General features: G+C 62.4%; 11 protein-coding genes. All 11 read left to right on the top strand.

From position 1 onward, the window contains the following. Positions 1 to 228 precede the first annotated feature (228 nt). On the top strand, positions 229 to 1,809 hold the full coding sequence (gene glgA, locus AC1MEW_RS18075) for a glycogen synthase GlgA (protein WP_201204066.1): 1,581 nt from the start codon (positions 229 to 231) through the stop codon (positions 1,807 to 1,809). A 16-nt stretch (positions 1,810 to 1,825) separates the two neighbouring features. Further along, positions 1,826 to 3,622: a malto-oligosyltrehalose trehalohydrolase gene (treZ, locus tag AC1MEW_RS18070; RefSeq protein WP_480423069.1), complete on the top strand. Its 1,797-nt coding sequence runs from the start codon at positions 1,826 to 1,828 to the stop codon at positions 3,620 to 3,622. Continuing rightward, complete coding sequence (malQ, locus tag AC1MEW_RS18065; protein ID WP_201256303.1) at positions 3,619 to 5,697, top strand: 4-alpha-glucanotransferase; 2,079 nt, start codon at positions 3,619 to 3,621, stop codon at positions 5,695 to 5,697. The genes treZ and malQ overlap by 4 nt, the downstream gene beginning before the upstream one ends. Then, positions 5,694 to 8,489, top strand: coding sequence for a malto-oligosyltrehalose synthase (locus tag AC1MEW_RS18060; protein ID WP_480423068.1), 2,796 nt, complete (start codon positions 5,694 to 5,696; stop codon positions 8,487 to 8,489). Before malQ ends, AC1MEW_RS18060 begins: the two co-directional genes overlap by 4 nt. A gap of 21 nt (positions 8,490 to 8,510) precedes the next feature. After that, positions 8,511 to 8,849: a DUF2934 domain-containing protein gene (locus tag AC1MEW_RS18055; protein ID WP_322268743.1), complete on the top strand. Its 339-nt coding sequence runs from the start codon at positions 8,511 to 8,513 to the stop codon at positions 8,847 to 8,849. 231 nt (positions 8,850 to 9,080) lie between these two features. Beyond that, a complete protein-coding gene (glgX, locus tag AC1MEW_RS18050) occupies positions 9,081 to 11,240 on the top strand; it encodes a glycogen debranching protein GlgX (protein WP_480423067.1) in 2,160 nt (719 codons plus the stop codon). Position 11,241: 1 nt separating this feature from the next. Next, positions 11,242 to 12,231 carry an acyl-CoA dehydrogenase gene (locus AC1MEW_RS18045; RefSeq protein ID WP_480423065.1) on the top strand — a complete coding sequence of 330 codons (990 nt, stop codon included), beginning with the start codon at positions 11,242 to 11,244 and terminating at the stop codon, positions 12,229 to 12,231. Continuing rightward, positions 12,228 to 12,986, top strand: a complete 759-nt coding sequence (locus tag AC1MEW_RS18040) for a PIG-L deacetylase family protein (protein ID WP_201256308.1) — start codon at positions 12,228 to 12,230, stop codon at positions 12,984 to 12,986. The genes AC1MEW_RS18045 and AC1MEW_RS18040 overlap by 4 nt, the downstream gene beginning before the upstream one ends. Next, entirely contained in the window at positions 12,983 to 13,582 is a 600-nt protein-coding gene (locus tag AC1MEW_RS18035; protein ID WP_201256309.1) for an SAM-dependent methyltransferase, read from the top strand. Before AC1MEW_RS18040 ends, AC1MEW_RS18035 begins: the two co-directional genes overlap by 4 nt. Then, positions 13,579 to 14,238 (top strand): glycosyltransferase family 2 protein, encoded by a 660-nt coding sequence (locus tag AC1MEW_RS18030; RefSeq protein ID WP_201204076.1) that lies wholly within the window; start codon positions 13,579 to 13,581, stop codon positions 14,236 to 14,238. Before AC1MEW_RS18035 ends, AC1MEW_RS18030 begins: the two co-directional genes overlap by 4 nt. A gap of 182 nt (positions 14,239 to 14,420) precedes the next feature. Continuing rightward, positions 14,421 to 15,179, top strand: coding sequence for a PIG-L deacetylase family protein (locus AC1MEW_RS18025; protein ID WP_201256310.1), 759 nt, complete (start codon positions 14,421 to 14,423; stop codon positions 15,177 to 15,179). Positions 15,180 to 15,198 lie beyond the last annotated feature (19 nt).

Here is a 15,198-nt window from a genome sequence, read left to right as displayed (position 1 = left end):
CAAAGCGGAAAAAAAGTCGAAACTTTTACCTGTAGCGAAGAGTCCTCTTAGAGACAGGTGCGTTCCGACTGGTGCAATCCTTGCAACAGCCCCTCCAGCCTTTGTGCTTTAGCGTATTGGCAGCGTTTGCTCACCGATGCGTAGCGCGTTTGCGCCCGGCCACAGGATTTGGCCACGAACACCGTTTGTGCCAGACCTAGAATTAGATCAACAACACGGGAGATTCATATGATCAGTGCGGCTTTAGATATTCAGGGAGAACGTGCTCATCAGCAGGTCGGCGAATCGAGCGCCGTGAATGCCCCGAGCAGCAAGGCAATCAGCATCCCCAAGGCACTTGTACCGGTCGCCAGTCAGAATCCCAACAAGAAGAAAGTCTTGTTCGTGACCTCGGAAATCGCCGACCTGGTGAAAACCGGTGGCCTGGGTGACGTCTCCGCTGCGCTGCCGCGAGCCATGGCTCATTTGCACGACGTTCGTGTGCTGATCCCCGGTTATCCGCAAGTGCTGCACAGCGAAAATCCGATCCACATCATTGGTGAACTCGGCGGTCATGCCGCATTGCCGCCCTGCAAGATCGGGCGCATGGACATGCCTGATGGCCTGGTCATCTACGTGTTGATCTGCCCCGAACTCTACGAGCGCGAAGGCTCGCCTTATGGCGCCAACAACGGCCGCGACTGGCCGGACAACCACATCCGTTTCGCCCGCCTGGGGCTGGCCGCTGCCGATATCGCCGCCAACCTCGCGCAAATCCACTGGTGCCCGGACCTGGTGCACGCCCATGACTGGCCAGCCGGCCTGGCCCCTGCGTATATGCACTGGCGCGGGCAGCGCACCCCAACCCTATTCACCATCCATAACCTGGCCTATCAGGGCGTCACCAGCCTCGGCTCTTGCCCGGAACTGGGCATCCCGATGCACGCACTGCAACAGGAAGGCATGGAGTTCTACGGCAAGATGTCGTTCCTCAAGGCCGGCATGGCTTATTCGAGCCACATCACCACGGTCAGCGCCACCTACGCCCAGGAAATCACTACGCCTGCCTTCGGCTGCGGCCTCGACGGTTTTCTTGCCGCCAAGACCCAGCAAGGCCTGCTCAGCGGGATTCCCAACGGCATCGACGAGAGCTGGGACGCCGCCACCGACCCGCACCTGTTCTGCCCGTTCACCATCGGCGACTGGGACGGTAAAGCCGTCAACGCCGCTCACGTGCGCGAGCTGTTCGGCCTGGAAGCATCCGAAGGTCCGCTGTTCGCCGTGGTATCGCGCCTTGTCTACCAGAAAGGTCTGGACCTTACCGAAGCCGTGGCCGAATTCATTGTCGAAAACGGCGGCCAGATCGCAATCATCGGCCGTGGCGAACCGGAAGAAGAACAAGCCATGCGGGTGCTGGCCCTGCGCTTCCCTGGCCAGGTTGGCGTGCGCATCGGCTTCAATGAAACCGACGCCCGCCGCATGTTCGCCGGCAGCGATTTCCTGTTGATGCCTTCGCGTTACGAACCTTGCGGTTTGAGCCAGATGTACGCCCAGCGCTTCGGCTCGTTGCCGGTGGCACGGAATACCGGCGGCCTGGCCGACACCATCGAAAACGGCGTGACCGGTTTCCTGTTCGACGAATCCACCGTTGAGAGTTACCGCGAAGCTGTGGGCCGCGCATTCAAGGTCTTCGCCTTCCCCGACCTGCTGCACGCCATGCGTTGCCGCGCCATGGCTGCGCCGTTCAACTGGTGCAAAGCGGTCGAACCCTACGCCGAACTCTACGAACAATTGGTGGCTAAAGCCCTGGGTAAATCGGGTCACAAATAACACGAGGTTTTCAACGATGCCGTTACGGACCCTTGAGACCTGGCCCCACGGCGCAATCATGCTGGACGCAGAACACACGCGTTTTGCCTTGTGGGCGCCAGATGCGTTTTACGTCAGTGTCGAACTGGAAAACGGGCAATCCTTGCCGCTGCTGCCCCAGGCCGACGGCTGGTTCGTGATCAAGACCCGCTGCCCGGCCGGCACGCGTTACCGCTACAACATCGATGGCGAACTGGAGGTGCCCGACCCGGCCTCCCGCGCCCAGGCCGGGGACCTCGACCGCCACAGCGTGGTGGTCGATCCCCTCGCCTACCACTGGCAACACGCCGCCTGGCAAGGTCGGCCGTGGAATGAAGCGGTGATCTACGAACTGCACGTCGGAGCCCTCGGCGGTTTCAGTGAAGTCGAGCAACACCTGACGCGCCTTGTCGAACTGGGCATCACCGCGATCGAACTGATGCCACTGGCGCAATTCCCCGGTGAGCGCAATTGGGGCTACGACGGGGTTCTGCCCTACGCGCCCCAAGCCTCCTACGGCTCCCCCGAACAACTCAAACACCTGATCGACACGGCCCACGGCCATGGCCTGGCGGTGATTCTCGACGTGGTCTACAACCACTTCGGCCCCGACGGCAATTACCTGCATCGCTACGCCAAGGGCTTTTTCCGCGAGGACAAACACACCCCATGGGGCGCGGCCATCGACTTCCGCCGCCGCGAGGTGCGGGACTTCTTCATTGATAACGCGCTGATGTGGTTGTTGGAGTACCGCTTCGACGGATTGCGCCTGGACGCGGTGCACGCCATCGAAGACCCGGACTTTCTGCAAGAGCTGGCGCAACGGGTACGCCATCAGACCGACCCGCGCCGACACGTGTGGCTGACCGTGGAAAACGAACACAACCAGGCCAGCCTGCTGGAGCAAGGTTTCGATGCGCAGTGGAACGACGACGGCCACAACGCCCTGCACGTTCTGCTGACCGGCGAAACCGACGCCTATTACGCCGACTATGCTCAAAACCCTACCGAGCAACTGGCGCGTTGCCTGAGCCAGGGTTTCGTGTTCCAGGGCCACATCACCCGCCACGGAACGCCGCGCGGTGAGCCCAGCGGCCACTTGCCGCCGAGCGCGTTTGTGCTGTTTCTGCAAAACCACGACCAGATCGGCAATCGCGCCTTTGGCGAACGGTTGCATCAACTGGCGCATCCCGAGGCGTTGAAAGCCGCCACCGCGTTGCTGCTGTTGTCGCCGATGATTCCGCTGATGTTCATGGGGGACGAGTTCGCCGCCGAGCAGCCCTTCCTGTTTTTCACCAGCCACCACGGCGAACTGGCCGAATTGGTGCGCGAAGGTCGACGCAACGAGTTCGCCGCATTCAGCGCCTTCAAAGATCCTGTCAAACGCGCACAGATCCCCGACCCGAATGCGCCGCAGACCTTCGAAGCGTCGCAGCCCAGGCACGCTGGCGACCCGGCGCAGCAGGCGATGCACGACCTTTACCGGCAATTGCTGCAACTGCGTCATCGGCACATCTCGCCGCACTTGCCCGGCGCTCAAGCCCTGGGCGCCGAGGTGCTGGCCGAAGGTGCGGTGACGGCGCGCTGGCGACTGGGCGACGGCAGTCTGCTGCGCATCGACCTGAACCTCAGCGCAGCGCCTGTGGTCCACCTATCACAGGCCGATGCTTTGCTGCTGTTCGAACACCCACCCGCGTCCGACCTGTTGCACCAGAGCAATCTCGCACCGTATAGCGCCCTAGTCAGCCTCACGGCCGCAACCCCTTTGCTACCCCCGGATGGAGAGCGCCTATGAGCGATGCGCAATTGGAAATACTGGCCAGCCGTGCTGGCCTGGCAGTCGACTGGATCGACGCCAACGGCCGTCCGCAAAAAGTCGCCCCTGCGGTGCTGCGCTCGGTACTGACCGGGCTCGGTCATCCGGCCGGCAGCGCCCAGGAAATCGACGCCAGCCTGCTGCAATTGCAGCAGGTGCAACAGACCCGTTTCCTGCCGCCGCTGATCACCGCCGACATCGGCGCTGGCCTCGACCTGAGCCGCTATTTCGAACCTGAAACGCCGTGCGAAATCCATCTCGAAGACGGTTCGCGCCTGCACCTGAAACTCGATGCCGAAGCGATCCTGCCGGGCTTGATCCCGGTTGGCTATCAACACGTCAGCATCGACGGACAATCCTTCACCCTGGCCGTGGCCCCCGAGCGCTGCTACAGCGTCGGCGATGCAGTCGACAGCCCGATCCCGCGCACCTGGGGCCTGAGCGTGCAGTTGTATTCGTTGCGCCGCACCGGCGATGGCGGCTTCGGCGATACCCAAGCCCTTGAAGACCTGGCCCGTGTCGCCGGTGAACGCGGTGCCGAGGCATTGGCCATCAGCCCGATGCACGCGATGTTCAGCAGCGACACCCATCGTTACAGCCCGTATTCACCGTCCAGCCGTTTATTCCTCAACAGCCTCTACGCCGCACCGGGAGCGATCCTAGGTGAACGCGCCTTGCGCGATGCGATTGACGCCACCGGGTTGGCCGAACAACTGCAACACCTGGAAGCCCTGCCCCTGATCGACTGGCCGGTCGCTGCCGAAGTCAAACATCAGCTGTTGCAAGCGCTCTACGAAGGGTTCGTCCAGGGCGAACATCCGCTGCACGAAGACTTCAGCAGCTTCCGCCATGCCGGCGGCGAAGCCCTGGAAAACCATTGCCGTTTCGAAGCCATTCAAGAGGCCCGCGCCGCCCGCGGTGAAGACCTGGACTGGCGCCACTGGCCCGAACAATGGCAAGACCCGCGCAGCGCCGCCCTCGCCGACTTCGCCGAGGAAAACTCCGGACGCATCGGCTTCTTCGCCTTCTGCCAATGGCTGATCGACCGCTGCCTGGCGCGGGCCCAAACCGCAGCTGTCAGCGCGGGCATGGGCATCGGGCTGGTGGCTGACTTGGCGGTTGGCGCCGACGGCGGTGGTAGCCAGGCCTGGAGCCGTCAGGACGAACTGCTCGCGTCGCTGACCGTGGGTGCACCGCCGGACATCCTCAACCGTTCCGGCCAGGGCTGGGGGATTTCCGCGTTTTCCCCGGAAGGCTTGGTACGCAACGGCTTTCGCGCATTCATCGAAATGCTGCGCGCCAATTTCGCCCACGCCGGAGGTCTGCGGATCGACCACGTGATGGGCCTGCAACGATTGTGGGTGATCCCAAACGATGCGCCGCCCGCCGACGGCGCTTATCTGTATTACCCGGTGGACGACTTGCTGCGTTTGCTGACCCTCGAATCCCATCGGCATCAGGCGATTGTCCTCGGCGAAGACCTCGGCACGGTGGCCGACGGCCTGCGGGAAAAACTCATCGCCCGCGCGATCCTCGGCATGCGCGTGTTGCTGTTTGAACAAGACAACACCCATTTCAAACCGATCCTCGACTGGCCGGACAACGCCCTCGCGACCACCAGCACTCACGATTTGCCAACGATCAACGGCTGGTGGCACGGTCACGACATCGACTGGAATTCCCGGCTTGGCCTGATCGACGCCAACAGCGAGATCGAGTGGCGGCATTACCGCGAACGCGAGCGCGAAGGCTTGCGCCGGGTGTTGAGCGAAGATCCGCAGAATTTCCGTGAAGAACACCACGAAACCGATCAGGTGCTCGACGCCGCGATTCGCTTCCTTGGCCATACCCGGGCGCCGCTGGTATTGCTGCCGCTGGAAGATGCCCTCGGCATCGAGCAGCAAGCCAACCTGCCCGGCACCACCGACACGCACCCCAACTGGTCGCGGCGCCTGCCCGGCAACAGTGAAGCCTTGCTCGATGACCCGGACGCCGCCCGACGCCTTGAACTGCTCGCCTGCGCGCGACTTCAGGCGGGTGAGCGTGACCAATGAATCAAGCGTTTATCCAACCGCTGCGGGCGACCCTGCGGCTGCAATTTCATAAAGGCTTTACCCTCGACGATGCGGTGCCATTGGTGCCGTACTTTGCCAGCCTGGGCATCAGCCATGTCTACGCCTCGCCGCTGCTCAGCGCCCGGGCCGGTTCCATGCACGGCTACGACGTGGTGGACCCGACTACCGTCAACCCGGAGCTGGGCGGCGAAGCGGCATTGCGGCGGCTGGTCAATGCGCTGCGCCAGCAACAGATGGGCCTGATCCTCGACATCGTCTCCAACCACATGGCCGTCGGCGGCAGTGACAACCCGTGGTGGCTGGACTTGCTGGAATGGGGACGCTTGAGTCCCTACGGCGAGTTTTTCGACATCCAGTGGCATTCACCCGACCCGCTGATGGAAGGCCAGTTACTGCTGCCATTCCTGGGTAGCGACTACGGCGTCGCGTTGCAGGACGGCACCCTGCCCCTGCGTTTCGATGCCGGACACGGCGCGTTTTATGTCGAGCACTACGACCATCACTTTCCGATCTGCCCGGCTAACTACGGCGAACTGCTCAAGCCTGACGAACGACTGAACGCCGAACAAACCGAACAACTGAAGTTTCTCGCCGACCGCTTCGCCGCCCTGAGCTACCAGACCGACGCCCACGGCCTGGCAATTCCTCTGCAAGAGGAACTACGAGAACTGGCCGGTGATCCGGCGATACTGCACGCCATCGAGCAGCAGCTCGGCGCCTACGACTCGCTCAACCCGGAAGGTTTCCAGAACCTGCACAACCTGCTGGAGCGCCAGAGTTATCGTCTGGCCAGTTGGCGCACGGCGGCGGATGACATCAACTGGCGGCGCTTTTTCGATGTCAACGAACTCGGCGGTTTGCGCGTCGAGCGCCCGGCAGTGTTCGAAGCCACCCACGCGAAAATCTTCGAGCTGATTGCCGAAGGCCTGGTGGACGGTTTGCGCATCGACCACATCGACGGCCTCGCCGACCCGCGGGGTTATTGCCGCAAACTGCGTCGTCGGGTCGACAGTCTGTCACCGCAACGGCACTTGCCGATCTACGTCGAGAAGATCCTCGGCGAAGGCGAAACCCTGCACCGCGACTGGTCGGTGGATGGCACCACCGGTTATGAATTCATGAACCAGTTGTCGCTGCTGCAACATGATCCGGCAGGTGCCGAAACCTTGGGTGAACTGTGGAGCCGCCACAGCGAACGGCCCGCCGAGTTCATCCAGGAAGCGCGATTGGCGCGGCAGCAGATCCTCAACGGTTCGCTGGCCGGGGATTTCGAAAGCGTCGCCCAAGCCTTGCTGCAAGTCGCCCGGGATGACCTGATGACCCGCGACCTGACCCTCGGCGCGATCCGGCGGGCGTTGCAGGAATTGATCGTGCACTTCCCGGTGTACCGAACCTATATCAGTCCTCGTGGACGCTGCGCTGAAGACGATGTGTTTTTTCAACAGGCCATGGACGGTGCGCGCCAGACCCTGGGTGAGGCCGACTGGCCGGTGCTCGATTGCCTGGCCGGCTGGCTCGGCGGCGAGCCCTGGCGCAAACGCCCGGTGGGTCGTCAACGCAAGATCCTCAAACACGCTTGCGTGCGCTTTCAGCAACTGACGTCGCCGGCCGCAGCAAAGGCAGTGGAAGACACCGCGTTCTATCGCTCGGCGGTGTTGCTGTCACGCAATGACGTGGGGTTCAGCACCGAACAGTTCAGTGCGCCGGTCAGTGACTTCCACCAAGCCTGCCTACAACGCTTCAAAGCCTTCCCCAACAATTTGCTGGCCACCGCGACCCACGACCACAAGCGCGGCGAAGACACCCGCGCACGGCTCGCGGTGTTGAGCGAACGCAGCGGCTGGTACGTCGAACACGTCGAACACTGGCGAACCCTGGCCCGCGAACTGCGCACCGACGACAGCGCACCTTCGGCAGGTGACGAGTTGATTCTCTATCAAGCGATCCTCGGCAGTTGGCCGCTGACCTTGTGTAGCGTCGATCAAACGGCGCTTGCGGACTATGCTAAACGCCTGTGGCAATGGCAGCAAAAAGCCCTGCGCGAGGCCAAGTTGCAAAGCAGCTGGAGCGCGCCGAACGACGCTTACGAACAGGCCTGCGAAGCCTTCCTCAATCGTCTGTTGCTCAGCCCCGAAGGTCAGCCGTTGCGTTCGGCCCTCGGTGAAGCCGCCCAGGCGATTGCCGCGCCGGGCGCGTTGAATGGTTTGGCGCAAACCTTGCTGCGCATGACAGTGCCAGGGGTGCCGGACCTCTATCAGGGCGACGACTTTTGGGACTTTACCCTGGTCGATCCGGACAACCGCCGGCCGGTGGATTACGTCAGTCGTCAGCAGTCTCTGCAAGTGCCACTGGACTTGCCCGAGCTGTTGGCGAACTGGCGCGACGGGCGCATCAAGCAACGCTTGATCGCTGGTACGTTGAACCTGCGCGCCGAGCATGCCGAGCTGTTTCGCCAAGGGACGTATCAAGCCCTTGAAGTACTCGGCAGCGAGGCGCAGCGAGTGCTGGCGTTTACCCGCTCGCTGACAGGAAAACGCGTCATCGTGATCGTACCGATACGGTGTGCCGGATTGCTGGAAAACAGTGCCGAACCTCAGGTCAACGCGCTGCTGTGGGGCGATACGCGGGTCAAATTACCGTTCGCCGCCCCGGGCGAAAACCTGAAGGGACTTTTTTCAAACACAGCAGTCACAAAAAACAGGGAGCTGAACATCAGCGCCGCGCTGGGGGATTTCCCGGTCAATCTCTTTATCCAAACTATCCACACTTGAGTTCAGTTCAGGAGCATTGCGATGAGTACCGACGATAAACGCATCCGCGAGTTCGCCTATCAAATCTGGGAATCGGAAGGCAAGCCCGTTGGCGAGGAAAGCCGCCATTGGGAGATGGCACGCAAACTGGCCGAAGCTGAAGCCCTGGCGCCCAAGAAGTCGCCCAAGGCTGCCGCTGGCAAGACCTCCGCCGCCAAACCGGCCGCTGGCAAGGCAGAAGACAAACTCAACGGTAAAGCCCCGGCACCGGCGGCTAAAACCAAAGCCAAACCTGCCGCAACGGCGGCAAAAGTAACGCCACCGGGCGAAAAAGCCGCCGAGAAGAAACCGCGCGCCGGGAAAAAACCGCCTGCGGTCTGACGCTTAACGCCTTCGTCCTGATTGAACTCGTGGCGAGCCCACTCGCCACCGTGGGCGCGCTCGCCCTGAAAAAAGAACACCGCACTCCATGTGGGAGCGGGCTTGCTCGCGAAGAGGCCGGTACACCTGACGCAAATTCAGGGCCTGGAACACCGCTTTCGCGAGCAAGCCCACTCCTACAGGATTGCGTAGCACCACTCGTATTCGTTTCCCCCATTTGCAGGAGCATCTATGACCAGTCCAAAGAAAGCCGCGCCAGAGCCTCACGCCGAGGCCTCGCGAATCCGTGAAGGCTTGCCCTTCCCGCTGGGCGCGACCTGGGATGGCCTGGGAGTCAACTTCGCACTGTTTTCCGCCAACGCCACCAAGGTCGAACTGTGCATCTTCGACGATGCCGGTGAAGTGGAACTGGAGCGCATCGAGCTGCCGGAATACACCGACGAGATCTACCACGGCTACCTGCCGGACGCGCATCCGGGGCTGATCTACGGCTACCGGGTCTACGGCGCGTATGACCCGGCCAACGGCCATCGCTTCAACCACAACAAATTGCTCATCGATCCCTACGCCAAACAATTGGTCGGCCAGTTGAAATGGTCCGAAGCGCTGTTCGGCTACACCATCGGCCACCCCGACGCCGACCTCAGTTTCGATGAACGGGACAGCGCACCGTTTGTGCCGAAATGCAAAGTCATCGACCCGGCCCACACCTGGGGCCACGATCATCGGGTCAGCGTGCCGTGGGACAAAACAATCATTTATGAGACTCACGTGCGCGGCATCAGCATGCGTCATCCCTCCGTCCCCGAGAACGTGCGTGGCACCTTCGCCGGGTTGATGGTCGATGACCTGCTCGAACACATCCGCAAGCTCGGCGTGTCGACCGTGGAATTGCTACCGATCCACGCGTTCGTCAACGACCAGCACCTATTGCACAAAGGCATGACCAATTACTGGGGCTACAACAGCATCGCCTTCTTCGCCCCCGACCCGCGCTACCTGGCCAGCGGCAAGATCGCCGAGTTCAAGGAGATGGTCGCGCACCTGCACGAAGCGAATCTGGAAGTGATCCTCGACGTGGTCTACAACCACACCGCCGAGGGCAACGAACAAGGCCCGACCCTGTCGATGCGCGGCATCGACAACGCCTCTTACTACCGCTTGCAGCCCGACGACAAGCGCTTCTACATCAACGATTCCGGCACCGGCAACACCCTGGATTTGAGTCACCCGTGCGTGCTGCAAATGGTCACCGACTCGCTGCGCTACTGGGCCACGGAAATGCACGTGGACGGCTTCCGCTTCGACTTGGCGACCATTCTCGGGCGTTACCACGACGGTTTCGACGAGCGCCACAGCTTCCTCGTTGCCTGTCGCCAGGACCCGGTCTTGCGTCAGGTGAAAATGATTGCCGAGCCCTGGGACTGCGGCCCCGGCGGTTATCAGGTCGGTGGATTTCCGCCGGGCTGGGTCGAGTGGAACGACAAGTTCCGCGACACCGTGCGCGCGTTCTGGAAAGGCGATGACGGCCAATTGGCGGACTTCGCCAGTCGCATGACCGCCTCCGGCGAGATGTTCAACCAGCGCGGACGGCGTCCATATTCGTCGTTGAATTTCATCACCGCCCACGACGGTTTCACCCTCAACGACCTGGTGTCGTACAACGACAAACACAACGAAGCCAACGACGAAAACAACCAGGACGGCAGCAACAACAACCTGTCCTGGAACCACGGTGTCGAAGGCCCGACTGATGATCCTGAGATCAACGCACTGCGCCAACGGCAGATGCGCAACTTCTTCGCCACGCTGCTGCTGTCCCAAGGCACACCGATGTTGGTAGCCGGCGACGAATTCGCCCGCACCCAGGAAGGCAACAACAACGCCTATTGCCAGGACAGCGAGATCGGTTGGGTCAACTGGGACCTGAGCGATGACGGCAAGGCGTTGCTCAAGTTCGTCAAACGCCTGATCAAGTTGCGCCTGACCTACCCGATCCTGCGTCGTGGGCGGTTCCTGGTGGGCAATTACAACGAGGACATCGGTGTAAAAGATGTCACCTGGCTGGCCCCGGATGGCAGCGAGATGTCCATTGAACAATGGCAGGAAGGCCACGGTCGCTGCCTTGGCATGCTGCTCGATGGTCGCGCTCAGGAAACCGGTATCCGCCGCAAGGGTGGCGATGCGACCTTGCTGCTAGTGGTCAATGCGCACCACGACATCGTCAATTTCACCTTGCCGGAAGTGCCGGACGGCGGTTTCTGGACCTGCATGATCGACACCAATCAACCGTCGATTCGCGGTCAGGAGCGCTTCGAGTTCGGCCATGAATATTCGGTTACCGGCCGCTCGCTGCTGCTGTTCGAATTGCAGCATGAGGAAGAAGAGTGAAATGGACCTTCAAGCGTTTCTCCAACAATCGCCACCGCACTACGCCGACACTCAGGCGCTAGGCCGCTGCTTGCAGGCGTTGGTGGAGGCTGGTCTCGATCAGCTGCCGCTGCCGGGAAACGGCCAGACGCTGGAACGCTTTCAGCGGCTGGCCGAGGTCGGTGGCCACGACCTTGGGTTGTGCAAGTTGTACGAGGGCCATACCGACGCGCTGGCGATCATCCAGCAACTCGGTGGCTCGCCGACGCCCGGCAGCACCTGGGGCATGTGGGCCGCCGAACCACCGCAAGCCAGGGTTCGGGTCAGTCCGTCGGGACACATGGTGCTGCTCAACGGGCGTAAAGCCTGGTGTTCGGGCGCCGCGGTGCTCAGCCATGCCCTGCTCACGGCGTGGGATGATCAGGATCGGCAGCAATTGGTCGCGGTGGCGCTGGATCAACCGGGTGTGAACGTCACCCCTGACGGCTGGCTAGCGGTGGGCATGGGCGCCACCGGTAGCGTCGAAGTGTTGTTTGAAGGCGCCGAGGCGCAAGCCATCGGCAACCCTGGCGATTACTTGCAGCGACCGGGTTTCTGGCAAGGCGGAATCGGGATTGCCGCCTGCTGGTACGGCGCCGCCCAGAGCATCGCCGAACGCTTGCGCCGCCACTGCGCGCAACGCCAGGAACCGCATGCCTTGGCGCATCTCGGGGCGGTGGACAGCGCCTTACATGCCGCTGCCGAAGTGCTACGGGTTAGCGCGCTGGCCATTGATGCGGCGCCGCTGGACGATGCAGAACTTCTGGCCCGTCGCGCCCGTTCCGTCGTCGAGCACAGCACCGAACTTGTGATCCAACACGTCGGCCACGCCCTCGGCGCCGGCCCCTATTGCAAGGACCGGCAGTTCGCCCAACTGATCGCCGATCTGCCGGTGTTCCTACGTCAAAGCCATGCCGAACGGGATCTCGCCGCCCTCGGTTTGAAAGTCATCAACGAGGCATGGACGCTATGAAAACCAACCCTATCGTCGGCCAGGGCACGCCCCTGCACCTGTGGCAAACCTCCCATCATCTGGCGCAATTGCCGGTGATCGACATTCTCGAGCTGGTGCCCGAAGGCTCCCGCGCCGTGATCATCGCCCCGCACCCGGACGACGAAGTCCTCGGCTGCGGTGGTTTCCTGCAATTGCTCGCCGCCGCTGACCGGCCGTTGCAACTGATCTCGGTGACCGATGGCAGTGCCAGTCACCCCGGTTCCCGTCGTTGGTCCGTGGAGCGCCTGAGTGCCGTGCGTCCGCAGGAATCGGCCGAGGCCCTGCACCGACTCGGCTTGCCGCTGCACAGCTTGAAATGGCTGCGCGCAGGCTTCGCGGATAGCCAAGTGGCGGCGCGGGAAGAAGAACTTGGCGCGTTCATCGAGCGTCACTTGCGGCCCAACGACGTGGTTTTCACCACGTGGCGCGAGGACGGCCATTGCGATCATGAAGCCGTGGGGCGCGCCAGTGCCGACGCGGCAAAACGGGTCGGTGCAACCCTGTATGAATTACCGGTCTGGACCTGGCACTGGGCAGCCCCGGAAGACAGCTTTGTGCCCTGGCATCGCGCCCGCAAGATTCTGCTCGATCCGCACCTGGTTGCCCGCAAGCGCCACGCGATTCACGCCTTCGCCAGTCAGTTGGAGGGCGATCCGCGGGTCGGCCTGCCGCCGGTGCTCGCGCCCTACGTGCTGGATCGCTTGCTGCAACCGTTCGAAGTGGTGTTTGTATGAGCGTCGAGGATCGTTATTTCGACGGTTTGTACGCCGGCAACGATGATCCCTGGGCGTTTCGCCAACGCTGGTACGAACAACGCAAACGCGCGATCACCCTCGCCGCCCTGCCCCGGCCCCGTTACCGCGCGATCTTCGAGCCGGGCTGCGCCAACGGTGAATTGAGCGCGGAACTGGCCAGTCGCTGCGACCGCCTATTGTGTTGCGACACCGCCGCCGCAGCCGTGGGACTGGCGCGCACGCGGTTGAGTCCGTTCGACCACGCAGAAATCCGCCAAAGCCGTTTACCAGCGGACTGGCCCGAAGAGAAATTCGACCTGATTGTCCTCAGTGAGATCGGCTATTACCTGGACGCCGACGACCTGAAACACCTGATCATCAAGGCTGAACAGTCACTGACGGCTGACGGCCAACTGCTTGCCTGCCACTGGCGCCCGCCCATCGACGGCTGCCCGCTGAACGCCCGCCAGGTCCATGACCTGCTCCACGAACACTTGCACTTGCCGCGCCTGGTCCTGCACCAGGAAGCGGATTTCCTGCTCGAACTGTGGAGCCGCGAACCGCGCTCCGTGGCGGCTCTGGAGGGCTTGCGATGATTGGTATTCTGATCCCGGCGCACAACGAAGAAGACTTGATCGAGGAATGCATCCGCGCCGCCCTGCGCGCCGCGTGTCATGAGCGATTGGCGGGTGAGACGGTACTGGTGCTGGTGGTGCTCGACAGTTGCACCGACCGCTCCTCGGCGATTGTCGACCGTTACCCGGTGCACAGCCTGGCGATCGAGGCGCGCAATGTTGGTCAGGCCCGGGCCGCCGGTGCGCGGTTTCTGCTGGAACGCGGTGTGCGCTGGATTTCCTGCTCCGACGCCGACAGCCGGGTCGCCAAGGACTGGCTGGTTGCGCAACTGGACCTAGGTGCCGACGCGGTGTGCGGCACAGTGACGGTGGATCAGTGGAACGCCGCGTTCGATGAAGCGGCACAGATTCGCTATCACCAGGGTTATCAGGCCCGCGATGGCCATCGACATATCCATGGCGCCAATCTGGGCATCAGCGCCGAGGCGTATCAGCGCGCTGGCGGGTTCGAACCATTGGCCTGCGATGAAGACGTGCAACTGGTCCGGCAACTGGAACGGTGTGGCGCGAACATCGCCTGGAGCCATGGGCCGCAAGTGCTGACCAGCGCCCGCCTGGACAGTCGGGCACGGGGTGGTTTCGGTGATTTTTTGCGGAACATGGTACAGATTGACTAAAAAAACCGGATCAGATGAAACAGCGAGGCGACGAATAGCGCTGTATGAGCAATACTCTGCTCGCAGCAATCCAGGGTTCGGAGCGCCGCAGTTTGCCATCAACCAGCCTTCACGGGTCTGCCAGGCTTGATCAACAAGCGTTGTGCACGACTGAGGGCGAGACAGAACAAGGACGTGACCCCATGAAATCGGTCTTCATCAGCGAAAGCAGCGCCCCTGCACAGATCTGGAATAACGCGGCGCAACTGGACAATATCCCGGTCATCAACACCCAGTCCCTGGTTCCCGAAGGCGCGCGCGCCGTGGTGGTCGCCCCGCATCCCGGCGACGAAGTGGTCATGTGCGGCGGCTTGCTGCAATTGTTGTCCTCCCTCGGCCATCCCTTGCAATTGATCTCGATTACCGACGGCAGCGCCAGCCATCCGGGCTCGCAGCAGTGGTCGGAGAAACGCTTGAGCGTGTTCCGCCCACAGGAAAGTGTCGAAGCTTTGCGCCGCCTCGGGCTGCCGATGCACAGCCTGAAATGGATTCGCGGCGGCTTCGCTGATAACGCCCTGGCCGAACGCGAACAACAATTGGCCCACTACATTGCGCGTTACCTGCGACCTGGCGACGTGGTGTTCAGCACTTGGCGCGAAGACGGCATCGATGACCATGACGCCGTCGGCCGGGCCACGGCCAGGGCGGCGGCGATTGCGGGGGTGGCGTTCAACGAAATGCCAGTCTGGGCCTGGCACTGGTCCAACCGCGACCAAGGGCTGATCCCCTGGCACCGGGCCCGCAAGGTGCGGCTCGACACCTGGACCGTCGCCCGCAAAAGCCACGCCACCCACGCCTACGCCAGCCAACTCGACGGCGAACCGGCCATCGGCATCCCACCACTGCTGCCCCGGGTACTGCTGGAGCGGATTCGCTTGCCCTATGAAATCGTTTTCGTCTGAAACATAGTCATCAACATCA

The sequence above is a fragment of the Pseudomonas sp. ASL4 genome, assembly GCF_056680395.1.
The sequence above is the reverse complement of the archived record's forward strand: the minus strand, read 5'-3'. Positions and strand labels throughout refer to the sequence as shown.

Excerpts from the sequence above, each read along its gene's own strand:
- glgA (WP_201204066.1), top strand. The coding sequence starts at position 229 with ATGATCAGTGCGGCTTTAGATATTCAGGGAGAACGTGCTCATCAGCAG.
- treZ (WP_480423069.1), top strand. The coding sequence starts at position 1,826 with ATGCCGTTACGGACCCTTGAGACCTGGCCCCACGGCGCAATCATGCTG.
- malQ (WP_201256303.1), top strand. The coding sequence starts at position 3,619 with ATGAGCGATGCGCAATTGGAAATACTGGCCAGCCGTGCTGGCCTGGCA.
- AC1MEW_RS18060 (WP_480423068.1), top strand. The coding sequence starts at position 5,694 with ATGAATCAAGCGTTTATCCAACCGCTGCGGGCGACCCTGCGGCTGCAA.
- AC1MEW_RS18055 (WP_322268743.1), top strand. The coding sequence starts at position 8,511 with ATGAGTACCGACGATAAACGCATCCGCGAGTTCGCCTATCAAATCTGG.
- glgX (WP_480423067.1), top strand. The coding sequence starts at position 9,081 with ATGACCAGTCCAAAGAAAGCCGCGCCAGAGCCTCACGCCGAGGCCTCG.
- AC1MEW_RS18045 (WP_480423065.1), top strand. The coding sequence starts at position 11,242 with ATGGACCTTCAAGCGTTTCTCCAACAATCGCCACCGCACTACGCCGAC.
- AC1MEW_RS18040 (WP_201256308.1), top strand. The coding sequence starts at position 12,228 with ATGAAAACCAACCCTATCGTCGGCCAGGGCACGCCCCTGCACCTGTGG.
- AC1MEW_RS18035 (WP_201256309.1), top strand. The coding sequence starts at position 12,983 with ATGAGCGTCGAGGATCGTTATTTCGACGGTTTGTACGCCGGCAACGAT.
- AC1MEW_RS18030 (WP_201204076.1), top strand. The coding sequence starts at position 13,579 with ATGATTGGTATTCTGATCCCGGCGCACAACGAAGAAGACTTGATCGAG.
- AC1MEW_RS18025 (WP_201256310.1), top strand. The coding sequence starts at position 14,421 with ATGAAATCGGTCTTCATCAGCGAAAGCAGCGCCCCTGCACAGATCTGG.